We start from the raw sequence: 25,375 nt of genomic DNA, 5'->3' as shown, positions 1-25,375 counted from the left end.
GATGACCACCGACACCCCCACGAAGTCCCCGGAGGCGGCCCCCGAGCCGCCTTCGGGCACTGCCCCGGTCAAGAAGCGGGTCCCGCAGGGACACAAGCGCCTGCTCACCCGCCGCGACCGGCTCACGCTCGGCTTCATGGCCGGCCTGCCGACGATCCTGCACGTGGCCCTGGTCTGGGTCACCGCGCTCGCGTCGATCCTCCTCGCCTTCACCTCCTGGAACGGCATCGGCTTCGACTCCATCCAGTGGGTCGGGCTCGAGAACTTCAAGGAACTGTTCACCAACAACCCGCAGTTCTGGCCCGCCGTCGAGCACAACGTCATCTGGTTCGTGGTGCTCATCTGCATCCCGACCCCGCTCGGCCTGTTCCTGGCCGTGCAGCTGGACAAGAAGATCAAGTTCAGCCGGGTCTACCAGACGGCCTTCTTCCTGCCGGTCGTGCTGTCCATGGCCGTCATCGGATTTGTCTGGCAGCTCGTCTACAACCCCGACACGGGCCTGATCAACAGCGTCATCGGGGCCAACAAGCCCGGCCACTACATCGACTGGATCGGCGACCCGGACCTCAACCTCTGGGCGATCCTCATCGCCGCCTCCTGGCGGCACACCGGGTACATGATGATCCTCTACCTGGCCGGCCTGAAGGGCGTCGACCCCTCCCTGCGGGAGGCGTCCGCGCTGGACGGGGCGAGCGAGTGGCAGACGTTCAAGAACGTCATCTTCCCGGTGCTGCGGCCCACCAACACGGTCGTCCTGGTCGTCACGATCATCGAGGCGCTGCGCGCCTTCGACCTGGTCTTCGTCTTCAACAAGGGCGCCGAGGGCACCGAGCTGCTGTCGATCCTCGTGACCAACAACATCATCGGTGAGTCCAGCCGGATCGGGTACGGATCGGCGATCGCGGTCGTGCTGCTGCTGATCTCGCTCGTCGTGATCATCCCCTATCTGGTGTCCACGTTCCGGAAGGAGCGGCGCGCATGAGCACCCTCGCTCTGAAGAAGCCGAGGACACCGGTGCGCCCCGCCCGGGTCCTGCTGCACGTCGTCCTGGCCACCATGGCCCTGGCCTGGCTCGCCCCCCTGCTCTGGGCGATCTACGCGGCCCTGCGGCCGTACGCGGAGACCAGCGAGAAGGGCTATGTCTCCTGGCCCGACAAGCTGAGCTTCGACAACTTCACCAACGCGTTCACGCAGTCGGACATGACGCACTACTTCGTCAACACGGTGATCATCGCCGTGCCGGCGGTGCTGGTGACCCTGTTCCTCTCCTCGATGGTGGCCTTCTACGTCAGCCGCTTCGACTTCCGCCTCAACCTCGCCCTGCTGCTGCTCTTCACCGCGGGCAACCTGCTCCCCCAGCAGGTCATCATCACCCCGCTGTACCGCCTGTACCTGCTCATCGACCTGCCCGGCATCACCATGTCCGGCAAGCTGTACGACTCCGCACTCGGCCTGGTCCTCATCCACGTGGCGTTCCAGTCCGGCTTCTGCGCGTTCGTACTGAGCAACTACATGCGCTCGCTCCCGCACGAACTGACCGAGGCCGCCCTCGTCGACGGCGCCTCCGTGTGGCGGCAGTACTGGCAGATCACGCTCCCGCTGTGCAAGCCCGCGATGGCCGCCCTGGGCACGTTGCTGTCCATCTGGATCTACAACGACTTCTTCTGGGCCCTGGTCCTCATCTCCACCGGCGAGAACATGCCGATCACCTCGGCGCTCAACAACCTCTCCGGTACGTACTTCACGGACCCGAACCTGGTCGCCGCGGGCGCCCTGCTCACCGCGATCCCCACGCTCATCGTGTACTTCGTGCTCCAGCGTCAGTTCGTCAGCGGTCTGACGCTCGGCGCCAACAAGGGCTGAGTCCTTCCACCGCAGCCCCTTCTTGAAAGAGAACCACCGTGTCCCACTCCTTCACCCCGGTCGCCTCCGTGCCCGTGGACGCGCGCACGGCCCGTGTCCACGAGGAGGGCTGGCAGTCCTGGAGCCCCAGCGGCGCCTACGCCCTCGGTGACAAGCCGTACCGCCCGACGAACGACAACTGGGCGACGGTCTGCTACCGGCCGGGCGTCACGGTTCCCCACGGCACCTTCCAGGGCGAGGGGCTGCTGGCCCTGGACCCGGGCGACGGCTCGGCGGTCCGCCTCTGGGCCGCCGTGGACCCGACCCGGGAGGTCCCGTCGATCCGGCTGGCCGTCACCGGTGACCTGGCGGAGATCAGCGCCGACGGGCCGGTGAAGGAGTGGACGGGCACGGGCATCCAGGAGGTACTGGGGAGTTGGGCCGCCTCGCTGGAGGTGGCTCCCCCGCGCCCGGCGCCCACCGTCTGGTGCTCCTGGTACGAGTACTTCACGCAGGTCACCGAGGACGACATCCACGAGAACCTCCGCGCGATGGACACCCTCGACCTGCCCATCGCCGTCGTCCAGATCGACGACGGCTACCAGAAGGCCCTCGGTGACTGGCTCACCCTCTCCGGCCGCTTCCGCTCCCGCCAGGGCATCGCGGACGCCATCCGGGCGCGGGGCAGAAGGGCCGGCATCTGGACGGCACCCTTCCTCGTCGACCCGGCGAGCGACCTGGCCGCCGAGCACCCCGACTGGCTGGTCAAGGACCTCGACGGCGGCTTCCTGCACGCAGGCCGCAACTGGGGCCACGACCTGAGCGTCCTGGACACGACCCACCCGGAGGCGGCGGAGTATCTGGCGGACGTCTTCCGGACGCTGCGCGCCGAGGGCTACGACTACTTCAAGGTCGACTTCCTGTACGCGGGCGCGCTGGAGGGCGTGCGGCATTCCGACGCGGACCCCCTCACGGCGTACCGCCAGGGCATCGAGCTGATCCGCGAGGCGATCGGCGAGGACGCCTACCTCCTGGGCTGCGGCGCCCCGCTCCTGCCCTCCATCGGCCTCTTCGACGCCATGCGCGTCAGCCCCGACACGGCCCCGCACCGCCGCCCCGAGGCCGACGACTACAGCCAGCCCGGCCAGGACCCGGCGGAGTTCACGGGTGTCGGCCGCCAGTGGCAGCACGGCCGGTTCTGGGTCAACGACCCCGACTGTCTGATGGCCCGCCCGGCCGTGGAGACCCGCGAACGCTGGGCGGCCCATGTGGAGGCGACCGGCGGTCTGATGGCGTCGAGCGACCGGCTGCTGTCCCTGGACCAGTGGGGTGTGGAGACGACCCGCCGACTCCTGAGCGGAGACGCCCGATGATCCCGCAGGGCATCGCCTACGGCGGCGACTACAACCCCGAGCAGTGGCCCGAGGAGGTCTGGGCCGAGGACATGCGCCTCATGGTCGAGGCCGGCGTGACCATGGTCAGCGTCGGGATCTTCTCCTGGGCGCTCCTGGAGCCGAAGGAGGGCGCGTACGACTTCTCCCTGCTGGACCGCGTCCTCGACATGCTCTACGCCCACGGCATCGCGGCGGACCTGGCGACCCCGACGGCGGCACCGCCGGCGTGGTTCTTCGTCGAGCACCCCGAGGCGCTCCCCGTGGACAAGGACGGCAGGGCACTGTCGTACGGCAGCCGCCAGACGTTCTGCCCGTCGAGCCCGGCCTATCGCGAGGCGGCGCTGCGGATGGCCCGTGCGCTCGGGCAGCGGTACGCCGGCCACCCGGCGGTCGTGATGTGGCACGTCCACAACGAGTACGGCTGTCACAACCCGGAGTGCTTCTGCGAGGAGAGCGCGGCGGCGTTCCGGGGCTGGCTGCGCGAGAAGTACGGCAGTCTGGAGGCGCTCAACGACGCCTGGGGCACCCGCTTCTGGAGCCAGTGGTACTACGACTGGGACGAGATCATCCCGCCCCGCGCCACGGGCGCCGTCCCCAACCCCACCCACCAGCTGGACTGGCGCCGCTTCTGCAGCGACGCACTGCTCTCGCTGTGCGAGGCGGAACGCGAGGTCCTGCGGGAGGCGGCGCCGGAGATCCCCGCGACCACCAACTTCATGGTGATGCACAACTTCGACGCGCTGGACTACTGGCGCTGGGCCCAGAAGCTGGACGTGGTCTCCAACGACCACTACCTCCAGTCCACCGACCCCGAGTCGCACATCGACCTCGCGCTCAGCGGCGACCTGGTCCGCTCGCTGGCCGGCGGGCCCTGGCTGCTGATGGAGCACTCGACGGGCGCGGTGAACTGGCAGCCGGTCAACCGGGCGAAGAATCCGGGGGAGTTGCGCCGCAACGCGCTGGCCCATGTGGCCCGGGGCGCCGACGGCATCGCCTACTTCCAGTGGCGGGCGGCGAAGGCGGGCGCCGAGCAGTGGCACTCGGCGATGCTGCCGCACGCGGGGACGGACAGCCGGATCTGGCGTGACGTGGTCCGACTGGGCGCGGATCTGAAGGCGTTGGGGGAGGTGCGCGGCTCGACCGTTCCGGCGCAGGTGGCCATCGTCTGGGACTGGGACGCCCGTTGGGCCCTGGAACTGCCCTCGCAGCCGAGCGCGGAGCTCCGCTTCCAGGAGCTGGTCCGTGCCTGGTACGAGCCGTTGTGGCGGTCGGGCATCGCGGTGGACTTCGTTCACCCGGAGGCGGACCTGTCGTCGTACCGCCTGGTGCTGGCGCCCAGCCTGTACCTGGTAGATGACGAGGGCGCGGCGAATCTGACGGGCTTCGCGGAGCGCGGCGGCACGCTGGCCGTGGGCTTCCACAGCGGCGCGGTCGACGCCAACTGCCATGTGCGGCTGGGCGGTTACCCGGGTGCGTTCCGCGAGGCGCTCGGGGTGCGCACGGACGAGCTGTTCCCGCTGCTGCCGGGTGAGTCGGTGGAGCTGAGCGACGGCGGTTCGGCGCGGCTGTGGTCGGAACGGGTGCGTCTGGCGGGCGCGGAGGCGATCACGACGTACACGACCGGCCCGCTGGCGGACGTACCCGCGGTGACCCGCAACTCCTTCGGCATGGGCACCACGTGGTACCTGGCCACACAGCCGGACCCGGCGACGCTCGCAGCTCTCCTGGACCGCATCCGCACGGAGGCGGGAGTGATGCCGGTCCTCAGTGCTCCGGAGGGTGTGGAGGCGGTGCTGCGGCGCGGTGCGGACGCGGACTACCTCTTCCTGATCAACCACACCGGGGCGAGCGCGGAGATCTCGGTGTCCGGCGAGGCCACCGAGCTGCTCACCGGGAAGCCGGTGCCGGGCGTGGTCACCGTCGCGGCGGGCGAGGTGGCGGTGGTGAGGGAGCCGCGCGGGTGGCGATGAGTTTCTCCGCGGGCACCGGTCATAGTGGCGACACCTACGAGAGGACGTGACGCACATGACCGGACCCGTGAAGGGCCCCGCCTCCTACTTCCCCTCCATCGAGAAGAAGTACGGCCACCCGATCGCCCACTGGCAGGACCTGATCCGCACCTCCCCGCTGACCCGGCACATGCAGCTCGTCACCTGGCTCAAGACGGAACACGGCCTCGGCCACGGCCACGCCAACGCGCTGGTGGCGCACACCCTGGCCGAGGGCAAGTGACCCACCGGCTCCCGGGCCCATTACCACTCCCGGCTGTGGTTCAGCTGTTCTGGAACCTCTTGGTCCGTTAAATCCCGGAGAACTCTTCTACAACCTTCCGTCACATACGTCTGTCTGCCTTACGCAGAGATGTTCGACAGGTTCATGGAAGAGGAGCTCAGAACGTGACCGTGCGTTCCTTTGCCCGGCGGATGCGCCCGCGAGTCGAGCGGAAGGCCGCCGAGAGCGTGTGGCAGCTGCGTACCATGCGGCGGCGCCGCCGGGCCGCGGTCACGGATCCGGTGCTCCGCCCGGTGGCGGTGCGCGGCCAGCAGCTCTACGGCCGGGTCGTGACGCGGTTCAGCGCCGCCGAGGCGGCCGCCGCCAACCTCGGCCTGGTCGTCGCCGCGCTGGAGCAGGAAGGGATCCCGTACTTCCTGGTGCCGGCCGCCCGCACCCGGCACACGGTCGGCGTGAACGTCGTCGACCGGGAGCGCCTGCTCACCGCCCTGGAGACGCAGAACGAGGGCAAGGCGGTCTTCATCGGCCGCCCGATGCCCGGCGGAAAGCTCAAGCACCCCGCGCTGTTCATGGACGGCGCGCTGCCTGCCGGGCTGCGGACCGCCCCCATCCTGCGGGTCGGGGAGAACCACCTCGGACCCTCGGGCCAGCTGCTCGCCGGTCCCGAGCTCGCCTGCGACATCGAGTTCTGGGAGGACGGCGCCGAACTCCTCGCCTCCGCCGACGGCCCCCGGCGGCTGGCCAAGGTGCAGCCGCAGGCGTCCGAGGACATCTTCGCCGACTCTCTCGTCGCACCCCGGAACAACGGCATCACCGACGTCCTCCCGGCCTCCGAGCAGCAGCCCGCCACCGTCCGGGTCGGCGACCGCGAGCTGCCGAGCTTCGTCCCGCTCACCCTGCCGACCATCGACGACGTGACCTTCCCCGTCGACGTCGTCTACACCTGGGTCGACGGCGAGGAGCCCGAGATGCGGGCCAAGCGGGCCCGCCACCAGGACCGCGGCACCGCCGAGATCCTGGACAAGGAGACCAACGCCTCCCGCTACACCAGCCACGACGAGCTGAAGTACTCGCTGCGCTCGCTCGCGATGTACGCCGACTTCGTCCGGCACATCTACATCGTGACCGACGGCCAGAAGCCGCACTGGCTCGACGACACGGCCCCCGGGATCACGGTCGTCGACCACCGCGACATCTTCCCCGAGGGCGTCCTGCCGGTCTTCAACTCGCACGCGATCGAGACCCGGCTGCACCACATCCCGGGCCTGTCGGACCACTACCTCTACTTCAACGACGACGTGTTCGTCGGCCGCCGGGTCACCCCGGAGCACTTCTTCCACGGCAGCGGCCTGATGAAGATCCCGGTGTCCCCGCTCAAGATCGGCGTCGGCAAGCCGCACGCCGAGGAGACGGCCACCAACTCCGCCAGCAAGAACGTCCGCCGGCTCCTGCTGGAGAGATTCGGGCGGATGACGACGAACAACTTCATGCACACTCCGCTGCCCCAGCAGCGCCGAACCCACCAGGTGCTCGAAGAGCTCTTCCCGGAGGACATCCGCCGCACCACGGCCTCCCGCTTCCGCTCCCCGCAGGACATCGCGGTGACGGCCCCGCTGCTCTACCAGTACGCCCTGATGACCGGCCACGGCCTGCCGGGCAAGTACAGCTTCCGGTACGTCAACATCAGCCGCCCGGACGCCGACCGACGCCTGGCCGACCTGCGCCGCAACCGCCGCTTCGACTTCTTCTGCCTCAACGACGTCGACGTGCCGCCCGAGGAACGGGAGCAGGTGAGCGTCCGGATGAACGAGTTCCTGGAGGACTACTTCCCCTTCCCGAGCCCGTACGAGAAGCAGAGCTGACGGGGCCGGGGGGTAGGACATGGGGGGCATGGACATCCGTGACCGCTTCGGAATGCCGGGGGGCATCCGAACGGTCCGGGACTTTCTCGTACGCCTGAGACTCCGGCTCGCGGCCCGGCTCTGGGCGCTGCGCACGGCCCGGGCCCGCCGGCGCCTGCGGGCCGCCGTCCCCGGGCTGCGCCGGGTCACCTTCGGACCGACGCGGCTGTACGGCCGTACAGTCGCCGGATACACCGCCGCGGACGCCGTCGAGGCCGATCTCGAACGGGTCTGCACCCTGCTGGACGGGCTCGGCGTCCCGTACTTCCTGGTCCCCGCCGACCACGGACAGGGGGTGCCGCGCCAGGTCATCGGCGTGGCGGAGACGTACCGCGGCACGATCCTCCCGCGGGCCGCCCAGCGCTTCGCCTCCGGTGTGGGGTACGTCGGGGCCGTGGGACCGGACGGCGGGGTGACCGCCGCGGCGCTGTGGGCCGACGGGAAGCTGCCGCGGGCGCTCCGGCGGGCCGAGGTGCTCCGCACCGGCGTGGTGCGCCTGGGCCCCGAGGGCCAGGTCCTCACCGGTCTCGAAACGGGCTGTGACATCGAGTTCTGGCGGCACGGCCGGGACCTCGGCACGGACCCCTCCTGGCTCACCGTGCCCGGCAGCCGGATGCCGGACGTCTTCGGCCCGGCACTGGTCGCCCCACGCCACAACCCGGTGTCGGAGGTGCTCCCGCTCACGGCGCAACGCCCCGCCGTGGTCGCGGGCCGCCATCGCGGCGTGCCCACGTTCGCCCCGTTCGCCGAACCCGGCATCGACGAGGTGCGCTTCCCCGTCGACGCCGTCTACACCTGGGTCGACGGCGACGACCCGGCGATGGCGGCCAAGCGCCGAGCCCACCAGGCGCTCTCCCACAACACCATCGCCCCGCGCGAGACCGGTGCCTCCCGCTACACCAGCCATGACGAGCTGCGGTACGCCCTGCGCTCGCTGGAGATGTACGCCGGTTTCGTCCGGCACGTCTACCTGGTGACCGACTCCCAGATCCCGGACTGGCTGGACCCGCAGGCGGAGGGCCTGACCGTGATCGACCACCGGGACATCCTCCCGGCGGACGCGCTCCCCGTCTTCAACTCCCACGCGATAGAGAGCCGCCTGCACCACATCCCGGGCCTGTCGGAGCACTACCTCTACTTCAACGACGACGTCTTCATCAACCGTCCGGTAGGGGCCGAGCACTTCTTCCACGGCAACGGCATCGCCCGCATCCCCCTCTCCCCGCTGAAGCTGGGCATAGGCGCCCCGCACCCCCTGGAACCGGCCCCGAACTCCGCGGGCAAGAACGCCCGCGAGATCATCAGCCGCTTCCACGGCAGACAGATCACCAACAAGTCCCTGCACACCCCGCACCCCCAGCTGCTGTCGGTGATGCGGGAGATGGAGAGCCTGGGCATCGAGGAGCTGGACCGCACCTCGTACTCCCGCTTCCGCTCGACGTCCGACGTGGCTCCGGCATCGACCCTCCACCACCACTGGGCGATGGCGACCGCCCGCGCCGTCCCGGCCGACTACCGCTTCCGCTACGTCCAGCTCGGCACCCCGGACATGCGCCGCCGACTGTCCCGCCTCGCGGCCGGCGAGGACGTCGACTTCTTCTGCCTCAACGACGTGGACACGCCCCCCGAGGCCAGATCGGCGGCCCAGGCGGCCATCAGCGCCTTCCTGGAACGCAAGTACCCCTTCCCGAGCCGCTACGAATCAACGACCCGAACCCCCGCCCACCCCGTCCTCCACAGAACGGCCCAGCACGCCGGCGAAACCCTCTGACCCGGACAACGACGAAGGGCCCCACCGCGAACGGTGGGGCCCTTCGACATCGTGCCCGGTGAGGCACTGGCGGAGGATACGAGATTCGAACTCGTGAGGGGTTGCCCCCAACACGCTTTCCAACTGTGGGGGTGGGACGGCGGGGTGTGTGCAGGGGCGTTCACCTGGGTTCATGGGCGGCTGGGATGTGTGGTGATCCTGAGCGGCGGTCCTCGCTGAACGGCCGTGAACGGGGCTGAATGAGACGGAAACTGAGACGGTGGAGCCAGATGAGGCGCTCACACTTGCCCATGTTTAGTGAGGCGATCGGCGAACTCTTCGTCGTCCACGTGCCCATGGGCATTGACGGGGATCGGAGCGGCTTATCCCGCTGAAGTGACTAGACATGCCGACACTTGATCAACCGACGAACCGTCAGTTGACACCTTGTCTGCTTTGCTCAATCACCCTCGTCAAAGGGCTCGGCCACGCCACTATAAGAGGGTGGCTAACGAACAGACCCACACCAGCCGTGAGACCGCACCGGCGCAGTTGCTGACCTCAGTGCTTGGCAACCAGCAGATCGACCCCAGTGGTGTTCTCTCTCCCACTCAGTTGCTGGCTGCAGTGCTTGTGCTGCTCCTGGTCTCAGTTCCTGCGTTCATCACGGGTGCGGTCACTGCCAGCTCGCCGGGCTGGGTGCCGGGGATGTTCGCGGTTGCTGCGGTGGTGGACGTCCCGCTGACTCTGCTCTTTGTCTACCAGCTGTTGACCAAGCACCGTCAGAACATCACCAGTGACGAGGTGTACGAGCGGGCGGTGCTGCTTGCCCCCCGAGCAAGTCGCGGTCTGCATGAATCACTTAGTCAGGCAGGTGTCGACACCGCAAGCTTGATCACTGGAACTGCTGCTGCGGACCAGCGGGTGCGCGAGGCGTTGGCAGAGATGGAAGCCGTGATGAGTGTCCTGCGGGACCGTGCCGCGGGAGACGCCGTGTCACCCGACGTCGAACTGAACCTGGCCAAGGCACTTATGGCTGAGCGACGGTGGGTTGAGGCGGCGGAGCGCTTCGATCGATATGTGGGCGAGGTGGACGCGGACTGGGAGGTTCACTTCGCCCGAGGCGTGGCGCATGCGAACAGCAGGGGAGGGCCTTCATCTGACCTCTCTGCATTGCGGGCGGTGAACGAGGCGATCGCTCTGGTTCCAGACGACGCTGAAGCGAACCTGGTCGCGCGGCTGTTCGCCTATCGAGGGGCGATGGCCAAGCGCCTTGGAAAATATGCCCAGGCGGAGGCTGATCTGCTGTTGGCCAGACGATACGCCACGGCCACCTACGAGATCACAGACATCGCCTACAACCTGGCTGGCGTGTATGCCCTGGCCGGTCGCCGCGAGGAAGCGATCGTCGAACTACGTCAGTTGCACAGCCTCGGCGGCATCAGCCTCGTCCGCGGGCACTTGGACGACTACTTCAGAGGGCTGCGTGATGACCCGGACTTTCAGCAGATCATGGGACTCTCGACGTACTGACGTTCCGGCCCAACCTGTCCTGATAGAGCAGCACAAGTGGTCGTAGTTCTTGCTGTGTGCCAGCGCCTTAAAGGAGAGAGGCTGGAATTCTTGGGGGTGACCTGCGACCTCTCTGGCCGAGCTAGCGGGCACGGATGCACCTGCTCGTACTCGCTGTTGACCGTGCATGACTCCGCATCTGACACGACTGTGGCACGGAATCTCTCGGTTCTGCGCCTGCTCTTCAGCTCGTCCTCGGAAGAGCGTTCATGGCTGTCCACGTTGACGTTTTTTCGTCCGCGGCCGGGCTGTGCACATTGACCTTCGTAAGCAATTTCCTGCCAAGTGGCAGCACTTGAGTAGGTCATGTGGGCATGATGCATAAATGGATCAGGGGACAGCTGCGGTGCTCGGAGCGTGCGTGGGTGTTGCCGGAACGCTGGGTACTGGCGTTTTGGCCTATTTTGCAGCTCGGCACCAAATACGCGATCAGGCGAAGTTGGAGCATAAGAAAACAGTACGCTCTGAACGCAGAGAAGCGTATCGGAATTATTTGATAACTGTTTCCGAGATCGAGCGAGATCTTGATTTGTTCATGCTCAAGCTCGTCAAGCTTAAGGTGGATCAAGAAGCCCCTGAGGTATGGCTTGAGACATTTAGTGAAAGTACTTCACTTAGTGATCGTTTGAAAGACTTGAAGGCCCAATCCACTGACCTGCTTTTGGCGGGGCCCGCTGAGCTTGCACTCCTGGCGGGTCCTATCATTGCCGCCCTGAATAACGAATGGAAGGTCCTAACTATGGCTGGGATTGAATTCAAATGGGAGGAAGAAGAGGAGGAAAAATATGAACAAGCACGCTCTGTGTCAGGTGTTTCCATTTCTGACCTCGGGATGCGTGCATCCATAATTCTAAACATGGAAGTGGGGTGATGAGTTGGCTGTGAATTATGCCTACTCCGGGCCTACCTGGCGTAGGGAGCCATCGTAATTCTCGGGAACGGGCCGAAGGATAGCTTGACCATAATGTCTTCGTACCGCCAGTCACTCCTTCCCTGAAGACGGTGGGTCTTCCGAAGGTGTGTGGCCCTCGGTGAATCTCCAGTTCCCCAGTTATCTCAGTCTGAGTAAGATCTCCTTTCTGGTTCACGGATAGAGTTGAGACCCATTTCTTGAGGACAATCCAACCGATCGGTCAACCAGAGCCAACGTTGAAGGAAGCGTCGGTCGGGAAATATAGCTGACATATAGCTATTTGAGAGCCTTCTGCGCCGCCCGCATAAATTTGGTGGAACATTGATCCAGGGGATGCTCGCCGGGCTCTCTGGGGGAAGCCTTCTAGCGAGGCTCACGGTAGAATTCTCTAGTCGACGCCTTGTTTTCCACGTCCGCCAGGAACTCACACCATCTCCGCTCCCAAATATCCACTAGATTCCTGAGTTCTCCGATGGAATAGTTACGGCCAACCTCTTCGGGTGTTCGCTGGCCGTGAGCGATGCTGTTGCGCTCAGAAACGACGGTGTTAATGCGCCCCCAGGCTTCCCGAAGAATAGGGCCGGGAGGATTCAAGCCGTACACTTCGCACAGTGTGACTACCTGGGCGGTTTTCATGTGACTTCCGTCGTTTGGAAAAATGTTCGAGTTTATTGAACATGCCTTGTCGAGAAGCGCATCGATCACCCCTCTTCCAGAGCCCTTCCAGATTTGAGGCGCAGAAATATCGGTAAGCGCCTGCAGCTTCGCGTGAATAGCGAATATCTGAAATTCCGGCTTGAGTCTTCTGTTCCCGAGCTTCAATTGAACAGCAGATTCCAGGAGGGTGCGCGAAATCCCCTTGAGGAGATTCTCATACGCCGCGTACAGGAGCACGATGCTGAGACCTCTGGCTTCTCGCGAGACGTCAATAGTGGATGTTGCTCCTGCGGCGCCTGGAGATGAGTCTGTAGCGTCAAGGAGTTTGTGTACAACCGCGATTCGTTGTCGAAACTCTTTCTCTACCGGGGTACGGTCAAAGATCGGGCGCCTAGCCAAGGAACTTGCCCTTGGCGAGCTCAATGCGGCCGCGTACGCGCGGCCTGCTGTTGGTGGCGCCAGTCACAAAAGCTCGAAGTTCATCTGAGAACACCCAATCCATGTTGGGGACCCTAAGCTTAGGGTTTTCACGGAGGGCTAGGGCGGCTCCTACAGATACGGCTTCGAAGAGGTTCACAGGAGTCTGTCCCTTCCGGCTCTTGAGGCCGTCGGGGAAACATGAGGCCAAGTACGAGAAGGTGCTGTTAAATACGGCTTCCCTCGACGAGATTTTTGGTGCCTTGTGGGCGTCTGCAATGAATTCGTCGAGGAAATCTTTGACCGAGTGCTCGAATTTTTGGTAGCGGTCAAGGAAGGCGAAGAATCGAAGGACGTAGTCTTCGCGAGTCCCGTCCTTTTGGCGGGCGACAGGAAGCTTGACAACGGTGTTGAAGTTGTCATCTTTGGCAAGCCTTCCAAGGAGGTTGACAAATTCCCCCCGATATACACACTCGCGGATCTCCTGGTCGGTCAGCTCGATGCCGCCGGTGTTCAGACGCTCGAACAAGTCGTAGCGCACTTGCAGTTCGCTCTTATCATTGAGAATGATGATCTTGAGTGGTCGATCTTCGAATGTGGTGCGAATGTCCTCAGGGAATCCGTCGAATGCGAAGCCTTCGAAGGTACTCAGCTTCTCAAGGTCGGTGAGGCGAAGAGGGTCGCCGTCCAGATTTGCGGCGTTTCTCGTCTGCTCATCTCCGGCGAAATTTACCAGAGTCAGCAGCCTTTGCAGGCCATCGACCACTTCCCAGCGGGTCTGTTCTCCGCTGGCGCTATTGGTCGCCATGAATAGTGGAGGGACGGGAATTCCCAGCATGACTGACTCGATTAGGCGCGACTGGCGGGACTTATCCCATCGGAATTGCCGCTGGTAAACAGGAGCGATGTCGATCCGCTTTCTACTGACTCGCCGCAGGAGTTCGTCCACAGTGACGTCGTAAGTGTCGAAATCGACTTTGCGCCGCTGGGCTGCTAGCTGCGTCCGCTGTTCGGTGGGTGCGACGGGCGTAGACACGTTGTCCCTGTCTCTTGGGTGGCCAGGTACATCCTCGATGGAGTATGTCCAACATACTCATGTGAGTGACCCTGTGGAGGTCTCTCGGATCGAACAACGAGTGGTCGGTGGAGCGGCTTTGGGGTGGCGCTGCTTTGGCGCGAGTGATCATGGCCCCGTAAGCTTCCGGCGCGTCGGGCAGTCTGTGGACCTGCCCGGTAAAGCACGACGTTGGGGCCATGATCTTCGAGGCTCGCGCCAAAGTGGCTCCGTAAAGCCGTGGAGCCGACCGCCCCAGCCACGACGTAGCCCTTCTCTGGCGTCAGACGGCTGCATGCTTTGAGCGCGGTACGGGCGCCGGCCGGGCTGGAGCGGGGCGGAGACAGGAGCGCAGGCCCGGCCGGGGGCCGGGCCGCGCGCGGGGAGCGGAGCGAGCCGCCTTGAACCAGTAGAGAAAGTTGTAACTCAGTCGGGCGCGTGGGGCTTGAAGTCGTTCGTGCAGGCTGGGAGTTCGACGCCCTGACGGTGGGCGAGCGGCAGGAAGAGCACTGGCCGAATCGTCCATGTGATGCGGGTCTGGGCATGGGTGATCGTGACCGTGCAGGGCTCGGAGCGTAAGAGGGCTTGCCGGGTTGCGATGCGTCCCTGGGAGAGCCAGGCCCACGCCACGTCGGAAGCGTCAGAGTCCAGAGCTGGAGAGATGGTGCGGAGCGTCACCGCAACCCATCTGTCTGCCTGGGAAGCCGAGTAGGCTTCGAGGGATGCTCGGAGCGTCGGCCGTTCCTCCTCGGTGAGGTCCTGTGTCCAGCACTCGCACCAGTAGCCGTGGCGGGGTCCGTTCATCAGCACGGGTGGCCTCCCGTATGTACGTCGGTGAAGAGCTCCGCGGTGACCGTGTGGCCGCCATCGCTGTCGTGGACCACAACACGGTGAGCGATCGCGGTGACCATGCCGAGGCCCCGGCCATGCTCGGCCTCCTGGTCCTGGTGCTCGACCTTCGGGACCGCGCCGGCACCCCCGCCATCCGTGACCGACAGGGCGATTACCTGTGCCGACACCGCCAGAGCCAGATGGAAGCTGCCAGAGTCCCGGCCGCTGGCCGTGTGCAGGATCGCGTTCGCGCTGAGCTCGCTCACGATCAGCTCGGCGTCCTCTGCCAGCGGTGATCCGCGCAGGATGTCGCGGGTCCAGCGGCGGGCCCGGCTCACCTCTTCTGGAAAACCTGGGCAAGTGAGCCCCCAGACCCGGGCTGCACTCGTATACTCGTGCATACAAGTTCCTTCGTGCTGGTAGGCCGCCATGTGCAGCGGGTTCGGGCTAGACGAGTTTCACGCCGTCGTGGGCGCGGATGGCCGGCGGGGACGTCGCGTCGAGTGCGTCCAGGACGCGGATGGCGTACGCCTCGTCGGAGAGTTCGGAGACTTCTTCGCGGGTGGCCCAGCGCAGGGCGCGGGTTTCGTCGCCGGTGGTGGGCGTGCCGTCGGCGGCTTCGCAGCGGAAGACCAGCGAGACGATCAGGCCCGTCATGTTCTTGTAGACGCCGGTCAGGGTCGCGGGAAGTGCGATCTTGATGCCGGTTTCTTCGAGGACTTCGCGTTGCAGGGCCTCGGGGATGGTCTCCTCGCGTTCGAGGACGCCGCCCGGGGGCTCCCACTTGCCGTTGTCGCGGCGCTGGATAAGGAGGGCCCGGCCCTGGGCGTCGACGACCACTCCGGCAACGCTCACGGAGTGCGGTCGGTCAGTGCTCACGTTCCTCGGCCCTCTCGGCTGGCTAGGCTCTCCACCGTAGCAACAAGACTCGCCCACTCGTCTAGATACCTAAAGGAGTACGCGTGAGCCCTCTTTCTTCCGGCCTTCTCGGCGATCTCGACCCCACGAGCGATCGTGCGGTCTTCCGGCAGATCGCCGACCAGCTGCGTGAGGCCATCGACCGTGGGCGATTCCGCGAGGGCGACAAGCTGCCCTCGGAGGCCGACCTCGTCGATCACTACGGGGTATCCCGTATGACGGTCCGAAACTCCTTCTCCATCCTCCAGGGGGAAGGGCTCGTGCACGCCGAGCACGGCAAGGGCGTCTTCGTCCGGCCCCGACCTCCCGTACGGCGTCTCGCCTCCGACCGGTTCGCGCGGCGGCATCGGGAACAAGGCAAGTCCGCCTTCATCGTCGAGGCCGACGCCGCCGGCAGTCACCCCCAGGTCGACAGTCTGGAGGTCAAGGAAGAGAAGGCCAGCCAGGACATCTCCACCCGGCTTGGCTCCGTACGACGCGTACTCGCCCGGCGGCGCCGGTATCTCCTCGACGGGCGCCCGGTCGAGTTCGCCACCTCCTACCTGCCCCTCGACATCGCCCGCGGCACTCAGATCGCCGAACCCAATCCCGGGCCCGGCGGCATCTACGCCCGCCTCGAAGAACTCGGCCACCGCCTCGACCACTTCGAAGAGGAGATCCGCGCCCGGATGCCCTCGCCGGCCGAGGTGAAGACGCTCCGCCTGGCCTCCGGCGTACCCGTGATCCACCTCATCCGGACCGCCTTCGACACCGAGGGCCGGGCCGTCGAGGTCTGCGACACCGTGATGGCGGCTGACGCATACGTGCTGTCGTACCAGCTTCCGGCGACCTGATCGTCATGGTTTGCGGTGGTGCGCGGGGACGGTTCTCGGACTCGTACACCTAAACAGGCATACTCGTATAGACGAGTGGGCAAGTTGAGTGACAGAGTGGTCCGCGTGATCCCGAAGATCGGGTTCGCAGGACGCATCATGTATAGACGAGTAGATATGGGAACTCCCTTGCGCACCATCCGTGTTGAGGCCTCCGCCGCGACGATCCTGCTGACCGAGGCTCCGGAGCCGAAGGTTCGCGACCGTCAGACCGGCGAGCGGGCCATGGACACCGTCAGCGGAGAGCCGCTGATGACGATCGGCGTCGTCTACATCGAGGAGGGCGAGTCGTCGCTGATCAAGGTCACCGTTCCTGAGGGCGGTATCTCGGAGGGGTTGGCGCTCGGTGCGCCGGTCTCGCTGCCGGGGCTCATCGCCCGGCCCTGGGAGAGCGTGTTCAACGGGCAGCAGCGTCACGGCATCGCCTTCCGTGCCGCCGCCGTCACCCCGGCCGCGTTCCCGGCTGCTGCTACCGGGGCCGCTGCCTGATGTCCGACCTGACGACACTCCTGGAGGTGGGTGGTCCTGTCGCCGCACTCGGCGGTGGGGCCGCCTACGCCCGGGCCAAGCACCCCGGGGTCTACTGGTCGACCGTCGGCCTGCCGATATCCACGGCCCGGCTGCTCAGCTCGTACAGCTCGGTCATGGAAGCGTGCGGCCTGACCGTCGCACCATCCCGACTGCGCGTGCTGGCAGTCAAAGCCACCACCCGACGCGAGATACGGCCCGTGCCGCCGCGTCGCGGCATCATCCGTCCTACGTCGACCGGGCTCCGGTTGCGGCTCCGGCTCGCCCCGGGGCAGGAACCCGCCGACGTCGCCGCCTCCGCCGAACGACTGCGCCACGCCTGGGGCGTTCACGCCGTCTACGTCACCACCATCAAGCCCGGTGTCGTCGAACTTCGGCTCGTCGGCTTCGACGTCCTGCGGCAAGTCCGGATGCCGCGCAAGGTCGACTCCGGATACCTGCGCATCCCGGTCGCCCTGCGCGAGGACGCCACCGCCTTCGTACGCGACTACCGCACCATGCCGCACCAACTCACCCTCGGCGCCACCCTGTCCGGCAAGTCCATGTACCTGCGCCACCTGATCACCGGCCTCGCCCCGCAACCGGTCGCCCTGGTCGGCATCGACTGCAAGCGGGGTGTCGAGCTGGCGCCCTTCGCCGCCCGGCTCTCGGCCCTCGCCACCGATCCGGAGCAGGCTGCTGAGCTGCTGCCCGTGCTCGTCAAGGAAATGGAGGACCGCTACGACCTGATCAAGGCCCGGCAGGGTATCGCCCCCAGCACACCTGACGAGGAGATCACTTCCGACATCTGGGGCCTGCCCGAGCATGAACGCCCCACCCCGATCGTGCTGTTCGTCGACGAGGTAGCCGAACTCTTCCTCGTCGCCACCAGGAAGGACGAGGAACGCCGCGACGAGATGGTCACCCAACTCATCCGCCTCGCCCAACTCGGCCGCGCCGCCGGCATCTACCTGGAGGTCTGCGGACAGCGCTTCGGTGCCGAACTCGGCAAGGGCGCCACCATGCTCCGTGCCCAGCTGACCGGCCGCGTCTGCCACCGCGTCAACGACGAGGCCTCCGCCAAGATGGCACTCGGCGACATCGCCCCAGAGGCGGTCATGGCCGCCTGCGCCATCGCCCCCGAACGCCCCGGCCTGGCCGTCGCCGGTGACACCTCCGGCGGCTGGTCCCGCATCCGTACGCCGTACCTCTCCCTCGGCGACGCCGCCGAGACCTGCCGCGACTCCGCGCACCTGGCCCCCGACCTGCCCGCACTCAAGCCCTTCCGGCCCCACGTGCCCGTACGACCGGTCGATTCCCCGGCGCCGCAGGTCCAGCCACGCCCGATCGCCGACTGACCTTCCTCCCACCCTCCAACTCCGGTCGGCGTGACCGCCTCACGCCACGTCCCTACCCCTCCCATGCCTGAACCCGGAAGGAGCCGCTCATGCGCGCCCAACTGGCCCGCGTCGACGCGGTGCTCGTCCAGGCGCTGATCGCCGCCGCGCTGTCCTTCGCCCACATCCACGACATCGCCTCGGCGGCCGGACAGGACGGATGGAAAGCGTGGGCCTACCCCGTCTCCGTCGACCTGCTGCTCGTCGCCGCCTGGCGTCGACTCCGGTCCGGTGAGGCGAAAGCGGCCGGGTGGTGCTGGTTCGTCATCGCACTTGCCGCATCCCTCGGCGCGAACGTTGCCACCGCCGGACTGCTCGACCTGGACCAGGTGCCGGCCTGGCTGCGCATCCTCGTCGCGGGCTGGCCCGCGGTCGCCTTCCTCGGCGGAACACTCCTCGCCCACTCCAGTCCGACGACGAAGCCGGCCAACGACACCGAGGTCATCGAGGACCAGGAGGACGCGCCCGAACCCGCCCCCGAATCACCCGCCCAACCAGCCATCGAAGCCCCGCCCGAGCACCCAGCCGTACCCGTCCCGACCGCCCTGGTCGACCACGCCCGCAAGGTCGCCACCGAACACCACACCCGCACCGGCACCCCGATCGACACCCCAACCCTCCGCGCCCGCCTCGGCGTTCCCGTACCCATGGCTGAAGCCATCGCCGCCCAGCTCTGAGAGGAGACCCGCATGTCCGCCAACCGCCGCTTCCGCAACGTCACCCGTATCGGCCCGGTCCAGGTCGCCACCTCGTACGACCAACGCGGCCGCGAGAAGCACACCGCCGCTTGCACCGCCCCGCGCTGCGGCTTCTCCACCGACTACGACAGTCGCGCCGCCGCTGAACTGGCCGCCAACACCCACCGCTGCCCCGTTCGCTGAGAGGACCTCGTACCCGTGACCGTCAGCCTGCCGCTCGTCTTCGTCCTCGGCTTCTTCGCCTGGGGAGCGGTCAAGTTCCTCGGCGTCCGTACCTGGGTCGTCGTACTGATCGCCCTCTTCGGCTTCCTGCTCTCCCGCACCTTCATGGCCCCCGCCGTGGAGTCCGGCACGCGCACCGGCGTGGACGTCATAAACGGCTCACACGACTAGACGAGTAGATAAGGAGACCGCCGCCGTGTTCCTGCCCAAGTACCCCGACAACCCGACCCCGCCGCCCGCGCACACCCACGCCCCGGCCGACCCGATGCCCGTACGGCGCTCGCTCCCGTCGGTCTCCATCGATCAGAAGACCGTCGTCGCCCTGGTCGTCGGCGGAGTCGTCCTCACCGCGCTCCTGGCCGCCGTCGCCATCACGGCCATCTCCGTAGCCGTGGCCGCCGTGGTCCTGCGTTCCCTGCTCCGCGAGCAGCACCGGCGCTGAGCCCCCGCCAGACCTCCGGGGCGGCGTCGCTCGACTAAGCATCACGCCGCCCCGGGGCCTGTTCCTCCCGACCTAGCCAGCCAGAAGGAGAAACGCCATCTTCACCCGCACCACTCCGGCCCCACTCCCGGAACTCGCGAACCTGGCCTCGCAAGGCACGCTCCCGGGTATCCTCCGCCAGCTCTCCACCCTCGGCGGCTGCACCCACCCCATCCGCCTCGACGGCCACCGCACCGAGTACGACGTCGACACCACGACCGGCGAGATCGGCGCCGTCGTCCACCACCTCGACTCGACCAGCCTCCCGGCCGGCCAACTCCTCGTCCGCTGCAACAACCGCCGTACGACCCGCTGCCCGGCTTGCGCCGAGGTCTACCGCCGCGACACCTTCCACCTGATCACCGCCGGACTGCGCGGCGGTAAAGGCACCCCGGAACAAGTCGGCGCCCACCCACGCGTGTTCGCCACCTTCACCGCCCCCGGCTTCGGCCCGGTCCACAACCGCCGCTCCGACAGCCGCCCCTGCCGCTGCGGCGTCCACCACGACCAGGACGACGAAGTACTCGGCACCCCACTCAACCCGGACACCTACGACTACGAAGCAGCCGTTCTCTGGAATGCCCACGCGGGCGCCCTCTGGCGGCGCTTCTCGACGTACCTGCGCCGTGAGGTTGCCAAGCGCGCCGGCCTCTCGCAACGCAGGTTCCGCGACCACGCGCGCGTGTCCTTCGCCAAGGTCGCCGAGTACCAGAAGCGTGGTGCGGTCCACTTCCACGCCGTCATACGCCTCGACGGCCCGGGAGGCGGCGACACCCCGCCCCCGACCTGGGCCACCGCCGAGCTGCTCACCGACGCCATCAACACTGCCGCAACCAAAACGAGCGTGGACGGCCCGACCATCGACGCCCGCACCCACACCTTCACCTTCGGCCGCCAACTCGACGTCCGCACCATCCGATCCGCCGACTTCAACGACGGCCAGGAGCTGACCGAGCGAGCCGTAGCCGCGTACATCGCCAAGTACGCGACCAAGGGAGCCGAGACAGCCACGGGAGCTCTCGACCGCCCGCTCAAGTTCGCCGCCGAGCTGGCCCAGCTCGACATCAGCGACCACGCCCGCAGCCTGGTCCGAACCGCCTGGTCCCTCGGCGCCCGCAAGGAACTGGAACACCTCCGCCTCCGAGCCTGGGCCCACATGCTCGGCTTCCGCGGCCACTTCTCCACCAAGTCCCGCCGCTACTCCACCACCCTCGGCGCCCTCCGCGATGCCCGCGCCGAATGGCGCCGCGCACAAGCCGCCACACCCACGCGCGAGCCCGAGACGACGTACGTCCTCGCGCACTGGGTCTTCGCCGGAACAGGCCTCTCCGACGCCGAAGCCTGGCTGTCCGCATCCCTCGACCCTGCCCCCGGAACGGAAGGAGAGCCCACCCGTGGCTGAGCCCCGAGTCGTCGCTGTCGTGCCCGAACAGTTCGACCCGTCCTTGGCTCTGCTGACCGTCGAGGAAGTGGCCCGACGGCTCCGGATCGGTCGTACGACCTGCTTCCGGCTCGTCCTCGCCGGAGAGATCGAGTCCGTCATGGTCGGGAGGCTGCGTCGAGTCCCCGCCGATGCCGTGCCCGCTTACGTCGCGAAGCTCCGCTACCGACCCGCCGAAGCGGCCTGAGAGGAGACGTCATGGCAGAGAACAAGCGCAGTCGTCAGCCCAACGGCGCCTCCTCCATCTACTTCGGCAAGGACGGCAAATGGCACGGCCGAGTGACGGTCGGCGTCCGTGATGACGGCAAGCCGGACCGCCGCCACATCGAGCGGAAGACCAAGGCCGAGGTGACCAGGGCCGTCCGTGACATGGAGCGGGCCCGGGACGAGAAGAAACTCAGGAAGCCGGGCCAGAGCTGGACCGTTCAGGCCTGGCTTGAGCACTGGGTCGAGAACATTGCCAAGCCGTACGTCTCCGAGAACACGTACGACGGCTACGAGGTCGACGTACGCGTACACCTCGTGCCCGGCCTGGGCGCTCACAAGCTCGACAAGCTGGAGCCGGAACACCTGGAGCGCTTCTACCGGAAGATGCAGGACGCCGGGAGCTCCGCCGGCACCGCCCACCACGCTCACCGCACGATCCGGGTCGCCCTCGGTGAGGCCAAGCGGCGTGGGCACGTCGCCACCAACGTGGCCGAGATCGCCAAGGCTCCGCGTCTCGAGGAAGAGGACATCGAGCCGTTCACGATCGAGGAGGTTCAAAGCCTGCTCGTCGAGGCCGCCAAACTCCGGAACAGCACGCGCTGGGTCGTCGCCCTGGCGCTTGGTCTCCGCCAGGGGGAGGCGCTCGGGCTCCACTGGGAAGACGTCGACCTGGACGCGGGGTACGTCCGCATCCGCAAGAACCGGCTCCGCCCCAAGTACGCCCACGGCTGTGGAGACAAGCCGTGCGGCCGGAAAGCTGGCTACTGCCCCCAGAAACAGCAGACCCGCCGCGAGCACAAGTCCACCAAGTCCCGCGCTGGCCGTCGCACGATCGGCCTGCCCGACCCGCTGATCAAGCTCCTCCGCCAACACCAGGAGGTACAGGAGAAGGAACGGATCGAGGCCGGTACCGACTGGGAGGGCAAGGGGTACGTCTTCGCTTCCTCGACCGGCGGCCCTCTCAGCCCGAACACGGACTTCCACATCTGGAAGCGGCTCCTGAAGGACGCGGGCGTACGAGACGGTCGCCTCCATGACGCTCGCCACACCGCCGCGACTGTCCTCCTGATCCTCGGCGTCCCGGACGTCGTGGTCGACGCGATCATGGGCTGGGAGCCTGGGGGAGCGGCCCGTATGCGCGCCCGCTACATGCACGTCACTGGGACGCTGCTGCGGAAGGTCGCCCAGCAAGTCGGTGACGCTCTCTGGGAGCCGCCGAAGACGAACTGAGACGGAAACTGAGACGGACAACGACGAAGGGCCCCACCGCGAACGGTGGGGCCCTTCGACATCGTGCCCGGTGAGGCACTGGCGGAGGATACGAGATTCGAACTCGTGAGGGGTTGCCCCCAACACGCTTTCCAAGCGTGCGCCCTAGGCCACTAGGCGAATCCTCCGCGGCAAACAATACAAGACGTTGAGGAGTGCTCGCGAACTCGTTCCCAGCCCCAGTCATCGGGTACTGTTTGGGCAGCCCCTCACGTGGCGCTATCTGACTGAACTCCCCCAGGGCCGGAAGGCAGCAAGGGTAGGTTGGCTCTGGCGGGTGCGTGGGGGGCGCTTGCGTTTGTCGGCAAGGGTGGCCTCTTGTGTGGGGCTGGTTGTCAGTGGGCGCCTATAACCTCGTATGCGTGTCGTCTCTCGCGCTGTACCGCCGCTATCGCCCGGAGTCGTTCGCCGAGGTCATCGGGCAGGAGCATGTCACCGACCCGTTGCAGCAGGCGCTGCGGAACAACCGGGTCAATCACGCGTACCTGTTCAGCGGTCCGCGTGGCTGCGGCAAGACGACCAGCGCACGCATCCTGGCCCGCTGTCTGAACTGTGAGCAAGGTCCCACGCCGACCCCGTGCGGAGAGTGCCAGTCCTGCCAGGACCTCGCGCGCAACGGCCCGGGTTCCATCGACGTCATCGAGATCGACGCCGCGTCCCACGGTGGTGTGGACGACGCCCGTGAGCTGCGCGAGAAGGCTTTCTTCGGACCCGCGAGCAGCCGGTACAAGATCTACATCATCGACGAGGCCCACATGGTCACGTCGGCCGGCTTCAACGCGCTGCTCAAGGTCGTCGAGGAGCCGCCGGAGCATCTGAAGTTCATCTTCGCGACCACCGAGCCCGAGAAGGTCATCGGGACCATCCGTTCGCGGACCCACCACTACCCGTTCCGGCTCGTGCCGCCGGGGACCCTTCGCGACTACCTCGGCGAGGTCTGCGGCCACGAGAACATCCCCGTCGAGGAGGGCGTGCTGCCGCTCGTCGTGCGGGCGGGGCAGGGTTCCGTGCGTGACTCCATGTCCGTCATGGACCAGCTGCTCGCGGGGGCGCGGGAGGAGGGTGTGACGTATGCCATGGCCACCTCCCTCCTCGGGTACACCGACGGCTCGCTCCTCGACTCCGTCGTCGAGGCCTTCGCCACGGGTGACGGTGCCGCCGCCTTCGAGGTCGTCGACCGGATCATCGAGGGCGGCAACGACCCGCGGCGCTTCGTCGCCGACCTGCTGGAGCGGCTGCGGGACCTGGTGATCCTCGCCGCCGTCCCGGACGCCACGGAGACCGGCCTCATCGACGCCCCCTCCGACGTCCTGGAGCGTATGCAGGCCCAGGCCGGCATCTTCGGCGCCGCCGAGCTCAGCCGCGCCGCCGACCTCGTCAACGCGGGCCTCACCGAGATGCGGGGCGCGAACTCCCCTCGCCTCCAGCTGGAGCTGATCTGCGCGCGCGTGATGCTGCCGGCCGCTTATGGCGACGAGCGGTCCGTGATGGCCCGGCTCGACCGGCTGGAGCGTGGCGTGAACTTCTCCGGGGGCGGGGGCGCGCCCGCGATGGGGTACGTCCCCGGGCCCGAGGCGCACGGGGCAGCGGCTGCCGCGCCGGTTCCGCCGGGGGGCGGTGTGGCGGCGGCCCGGGCAGCGGTACGGGCTTCGGGCCCGCCGACCGGACCTGCGCCGACTGGACCCGCGGCGAGCGCACCTGCGCCGACCGGACCTGCGGCGAGCGCACCTGCGCCGACCGGACCTGCCGCGGGGGGCGCCCCGGGCTTCGGCGCCGGACCCGGTCAGCCCGCACAGGACACGACCCCGGCCCCGGCTTACGACGCCGCCCCCGCCCAGGCCGCGCCCACGGGCCCGGTACCCGGCGACACCGGCAGCGCTCAGCCCCAGCCTCCCCAGGCACCCGCGGCACCTCCTCCCGCCCCCGCGGCCCCCACCACCTCCGCCCCTGGCGCCTGGCCCACCGCCGCACCGGCGGGCGGCGGCCGACGCCCCGGCGGCTGGCCCACGGCGACCCCCGCCGGAGGCGGGCAGCCCCCGGCCGCCCCGAGCCAGCCCGCACCCACCACCCCCGCGCCGAGCCAGCCGGCACCCGCCCAGCCCCAGCCGGCCGCCCCCGCCGCCTACGCGCCTCCGGCCGGTGGCGTCGACCCCCGCATGCTCTGGCCGAACATCCTGGAGGCCGTCAAGAACCGCCGCCGCTTCACCTGGATCCTGCTCAGTCAGAACGCCCAGGTGGCCGGCTTCGACGGCACCACCCTCCGGATCGGCTTCGTCAACGCCGGAGCACGCGACAACTTCGTGAGCAGCGGCAGCGAGGACGTCCTGAAGCAGGCGCTGGGCGAGCAGTTCAACGTCCAGTGGAAGATCGAGGCGGTCGTCGACCCGTCAGGCGGGTCGGCACCCCCGCAGACCGGTGGCGGCACGCCCGGCTTCAACGGCGGCGGTGCAGGTTACGGAACCCCCGGCACCCCTGGGTCGCCCGGACCCTCCGGTGGTTACGGCGGAGGCGGCGCCCCCGCCCCGGCACAGCGCCCGGCGACCCCCGCTCCCAGCTCCGCGGCCCCCGCACACTCCCCGGCGACACCGCCCCCGGCCGCCACGGCCCCCACTCCCCGGCCATCCGCCCCGGAGCCGCCCCCGGTCTCCCCCGAGGACGACATTCCCGAGGACGACGACCCCGACCTCAACGAATCGGCCCTCTCCGGCCGTGAACTGATCGTGCGGGAGCTGGGAGCGACGGTGATGGAGGAGTTCACCAACGAATAGGGGGCTTCTCGACGAGGCGGGACCCCCGTTTC

At 67.5% G+C, this 25,375-nt stretch carries 25 protein-coding genes, 1 tRNA gene and 1 other RNA gene; 21 read left to right on the top strand and 6 right to left on the bottom strand.

Annotated features, from left to right (window positions below; genetic code table 11):
* Position 1: 1 nt before the first annotated feature.
* From ACWD3I_RS06340 to ACWD3I_RS06300, 9 genes are all read left to right on the top strand, one after another.
* The gene (locus ACWD3I_RS06340; protein WP_365394843.1) at positions 2-982 is read left to right on the top strand and encodes a carbohydrate ABC transporter permease; all 981 of its coding nucleotides are present in this window, start codon (positions 2-4) and stop codon (positions 980-982) included.
* The gene (locus ACWD3I_RS06335) at positions 979-1,863 is read left to right on the top strand and encodes a carbohydrate ABC transporter permease (RefSeq protein WP_365394845.1); all 885 of its coding nucleotides are present in this window, start codon (positions 979-981) and stop codon (positions 1,861-1,863) included. The genes ACWD3I_RS06340 and ACWD3I_RS06335 overlap by 4 nt, the downstream gene beginning before the upstream one ends.
* A 38-nt stretch (positions 1,864-1,901) precedes the next feature.
* Positions 1,902-3,215 (top strand): glycoside hydrolase family 36 protein, encoded by a 1,314-nt coding sequence (locus ACWD3I_RS06330; protein WP_365394847.1) that lies wholly within the window; start codon positions 1,902-1,904, stop codon positions 3,213-3,215.
* On the top strand, positions 3,212-5,206 hold the full coding sequence (locus ACWD3I_RS06325; RefSeq protein ID WP_365394849.1) for a beta-galactosidase: 1,995 nt from the start codon (positions 3,212-3,214) through the stop codon (positions 5,204-5,206). Before ACWD3I_RS06330 ends, ACWD3I_RS06325 begins: the two co-directional genes overlap by 4 nt.
* Before the next feature lie 55 nt (positions 5,207-5,261).
* On the top strand, positions 5,262-5,468 hold the full coding sequence (locus tag ACWD3I_RS06320) for a DUF4287 domain-containing protein (protein WP_365394851.1): 207 nt from the start codon (positions 5,262-5,264) through the stop codon (positions 5,466-5,468).
* Positions 5,469-5,632: 164 nt separating this feature from the next.
* Positions 5,633-7,330, top strand: coding sequence for a stealth family protein (locus ACWD3I_RS06315; protein WP_365394853.1), 1,698 nt, complete (start codon positions 5,633-5,635; stop codon positions 7,328-7,330).
* A gap of 28 nt (positions 7,331-7,358) precedes the next feature.
* The gene (locus ACWD3I_RS06310; RefSeq protein ID WP_365394855.1) at positions 7,359-9,140 is read left to right on the top strand and encodes a stealth family protein; all 1,782 of its coding nucleotides are present in this window, start codon (positions 7,359-7,361) and stop codon (positions 9,138-9,140) included.
* 483 nt (positions 9,141-9,623) lie between these two features.
* Positions 9,624-10,652 carry a tetratricopeptide repeat protein gene (locus tag ACWD3I_RS06305; protein WP_365394857.1) on the top strand — a complete coding sequence of 343 codons (1,029 nt, stop codon included), beginning with the start codon at positions 9,624-9,626 and terminating at the stop codon, positions 10,650-10,652.
* 364 nt (positions 10,653-11,016) lie between these two features.
* Positions 11,017-11,562, top strand: a complete 546-nt coding sequence (locus tag ACWD3I_RS06300; RefSeq protein WP_365394859.1) for a hypothetical protein — start codon at positions 11,017-11,019, stop codon at positions 11,560-11,562.
* 405 nt (positions 11,563-11,967) lie between these two features.
* On the opposite strand, the gene ACWD3I_RS06295 is transcribed toward ACWD3I_RS06300, so the two are convergent.
* The 5 genes from ACWD3I_RS06295 to ACWD3I_RS06275 form a co-directional block, all read right to left on the bottom strand.
* Complete coding sequence (locus ACWD3I_RS06295; RefSeq protein WP_451084039.1) at positions 11,968-12,660, bottom strand: MAE_28990/MAE_18760 family HEPN-like nuclease; 693 nt, start codon at positions 12,658-12,660, stop codon at positions 11,968-11,970.
* Entirely contained in the window at positions 12,653-13,714 is a 1,062-nt protein-coding gene (locus ACWD3I_RS06290) for a DUF262 domain-containing protein (protein WP_365394863.1), read from the bottom strand. Before ACWD3I_RS06290 ends, ACWD3I_RS06295 begins: the two co-directional genes overlap by 8 nt.
* Positions 13,715-14,158: 444 nt before the next feature.
* Positions 14,159-14,536, bottom strand: a complete 378-nt coding sequence (locus ACWD3I_RS06285; protein ID WP_365394909.1) for a hypothetical protein — start codon at positions 14,534-14,536, stop codon at positions 14,159-14,161.
* Entirely contained in the window at positions 14,536-14,964 is a 429-nt protein-coding gene (locus ACWD3I_RS06280) for an ATP-binding protein (RefSeq protein ID WP_365394911.1), read from the bottom strand. Before ACWD3I_RS06280 ends, ACWD3I_RS06285 begins: the two co-directional genes overlap by 1 nt.
* Positions 14,965-15,010: 46 nt before the next feature.
* On the bottom strand, positions 15,011-15,418 hold the full coding sequence (locus ACWD3I_RS06275) for an NUDIX hydrolase (RefSeq protein ID WP_361554245.1): 408 nt from the start codon (positions 15,416-15,418) through the stop codon (positions 15,011-15,013).
* Positions 15,419-15,525: 107 nt separating this feature from the next.
* On the opposite strand from ACWD3I_RS06275, the gene ACWD3I_RS06270 reads away from it, so the two are divergent.
* The 10 genes from ACWD3I_RS06270 to ACWD3I_RS06225 all read left to right on the top strand — a co-directional run bounded on the left by ACWD3I_RS06270 (position 15,526) and on the right by ACWD3I_RS06225 (position 22,536).
* Positions 15,526-16,314, top strand: a complete 789-nt coding sequence (locus ACWD3I_RS06270; protein WP_046260707.1) for a GntR family transcriptional regulator — start codon at positions 15,526-15,528, stop codon at positions 16,312-16,314.
* A gap of 168 nt (positions 16,315-16,482) precedes the next feature.
* Positions 16,483-16,842, top strand: a complete 360-nt coding sequence (locus ACWD3I_RS06265; RefSeq protein WP_046260708.1) for an SCO3933 family regulatory protein — start codon at positions 16,483-16,485, stop codon at positions 16,840-16,842.
* Positions 16,842-18,218, top strand: coding sequence for an FtsK/SpoIIIE domain-containing protein (locus ACWD3I_RS06260; RefSeq protein WP_365394866.1), 1,377 nt, complete (start codon positions 16,842-16,844; stop codon positions 18,216-18,218). The genes ACWD3I_RS06265 and ACWD3I_RS06260 overlap by 1 nt, the downstream gene beginning before the upstream one ends.
* Positions 18,219-18,307: 89 nt before the next feature.
* A complete protein-coding gene (locus ACWD3I_RS06255) occupies positions 18,308-18,934 on the top strand; it encodes a DUF2637 domain-containing protein (protein WP_365394868.1) in 627 nt (208 codons plus the stop codon).
* Positions 18,935-18,946: 12 nt separating this feature from the next.
* Positions 18,947-19,138, top strand: coding sequence for a mobile element transfer protein (locus ACWD3I_RS06250; protein ID WP_365394870.1), 192 nt, complete (start codon positions 18,947-18,949; stop codon positions 19,136-19,138).
* 15 nt (positions 19,139-19,153) lie between these two features.
* Positions 19,154-19,348: a hypothetical protein gene (locus ACWD3I_RS06245; RefSeq protein ID WP_266825090.1), complete on the top strand. Its 195-nt coding sequence runs from the start codon at positions 19,154-19,156 to the stop codon at positions 19,346-19,348.
* A gap of 25 nt (positions 19,349-19,373) precedes the next feature.
* Positions 19,374-19,619 (top strand): SpdD protein, encoded by a 246-nt coding sequence (locus ACWD3I_RS06240; RefSeq protein WP_365394872.1) that lies wholly within the window; start codon positions 19,374-19,376, stop codon positions 19,617-19,619.
* Between the two features lie 142 nt (positions 19,620-19,761).
* Positions 19,762-21,060 carry a replication initiator gene (locus tag ACWD3I_RS06235; protein WP_365394913.1) on the top strand — a complete coding sequence of 433 codons (1,299 nt, stop codon included), beginning with the start codon at positions 19,762-19,764 and terminating at the stop codon, positions 21,058-21,060.
* A complete protein-coding gene (locus ACWD3I_RS06230; protein WP_365394874.1) occupies positions 21,053-21,286 on the top strand; it encodes an excisionase family DNA-binding protein in 234 nt (77 codons plus the stop codon). The genes ACWD3I_RS06235 and ACWD3I_RS06230 overlap by 8 nt, the downstream gene beginning before the upstream one ends.
* A gap of 11 nt (positions 21,287-21,297) precedes the next feature.
* Positions 21,298-22,536: a tyrosine-type recombinase/integrase gene (locus ACWD3I_RS06225; RefSeq protein WP_365394877.1), complete on the top strand. Its 1,239-nt coding sequence runs from the start codon at positions 21,298-21,300 to the stop codon at positions 22,534-22,536.
* Between the two features lie 79 nt (positions 22,537-22,615).
* Here ACWD3I_RS06225 and ACWD3I_RS06220 read toward each other — a convergent pair.
* Positions 22,616-22,703 (bottom strand) — tRNA-Ser (locus ACWD3I_RS06220).
* A 72-nt stretch (positions 22,704-22,775) separates the two neighbouring features.
* On the opposite strand from ACWD3I_RS06220, the gene ffs reads away from it, so the two are divergent.
* Together ffs and ACWD3I_RS06210 are read left to right on the top strand one after the other, a co-directional pair.
* An RNA gene (gene ffs, locus ACWD3I_RS06215) (signal recognition particle sRNA small type) lies at positions 22,776-22,874 on the top strand.
* Between the two features lie 63 nt (positions 22,875-22,937).
* Positions 22,938-25,343, top strand: coding sequence for a DNA polymerase III subunit gamma and tau (locus ACWD3I_RS06210; protein ID WP_365394879.1), 2,406 nt, complete (start codon positions 22,938-22,940; stop codon positions 25,341-25,343).
* Positions 25,344-25,375: the final 32 nt, after the last annotated feature.

The organism is Streptomyces sp. NPDC002817 (assembly GCF_053592055.1).
The sequence above is the reverse complement of the archived record's forward strand: the minus strand, read 5'-3'. Positions and strand labels throughout refer to the sequence as shown.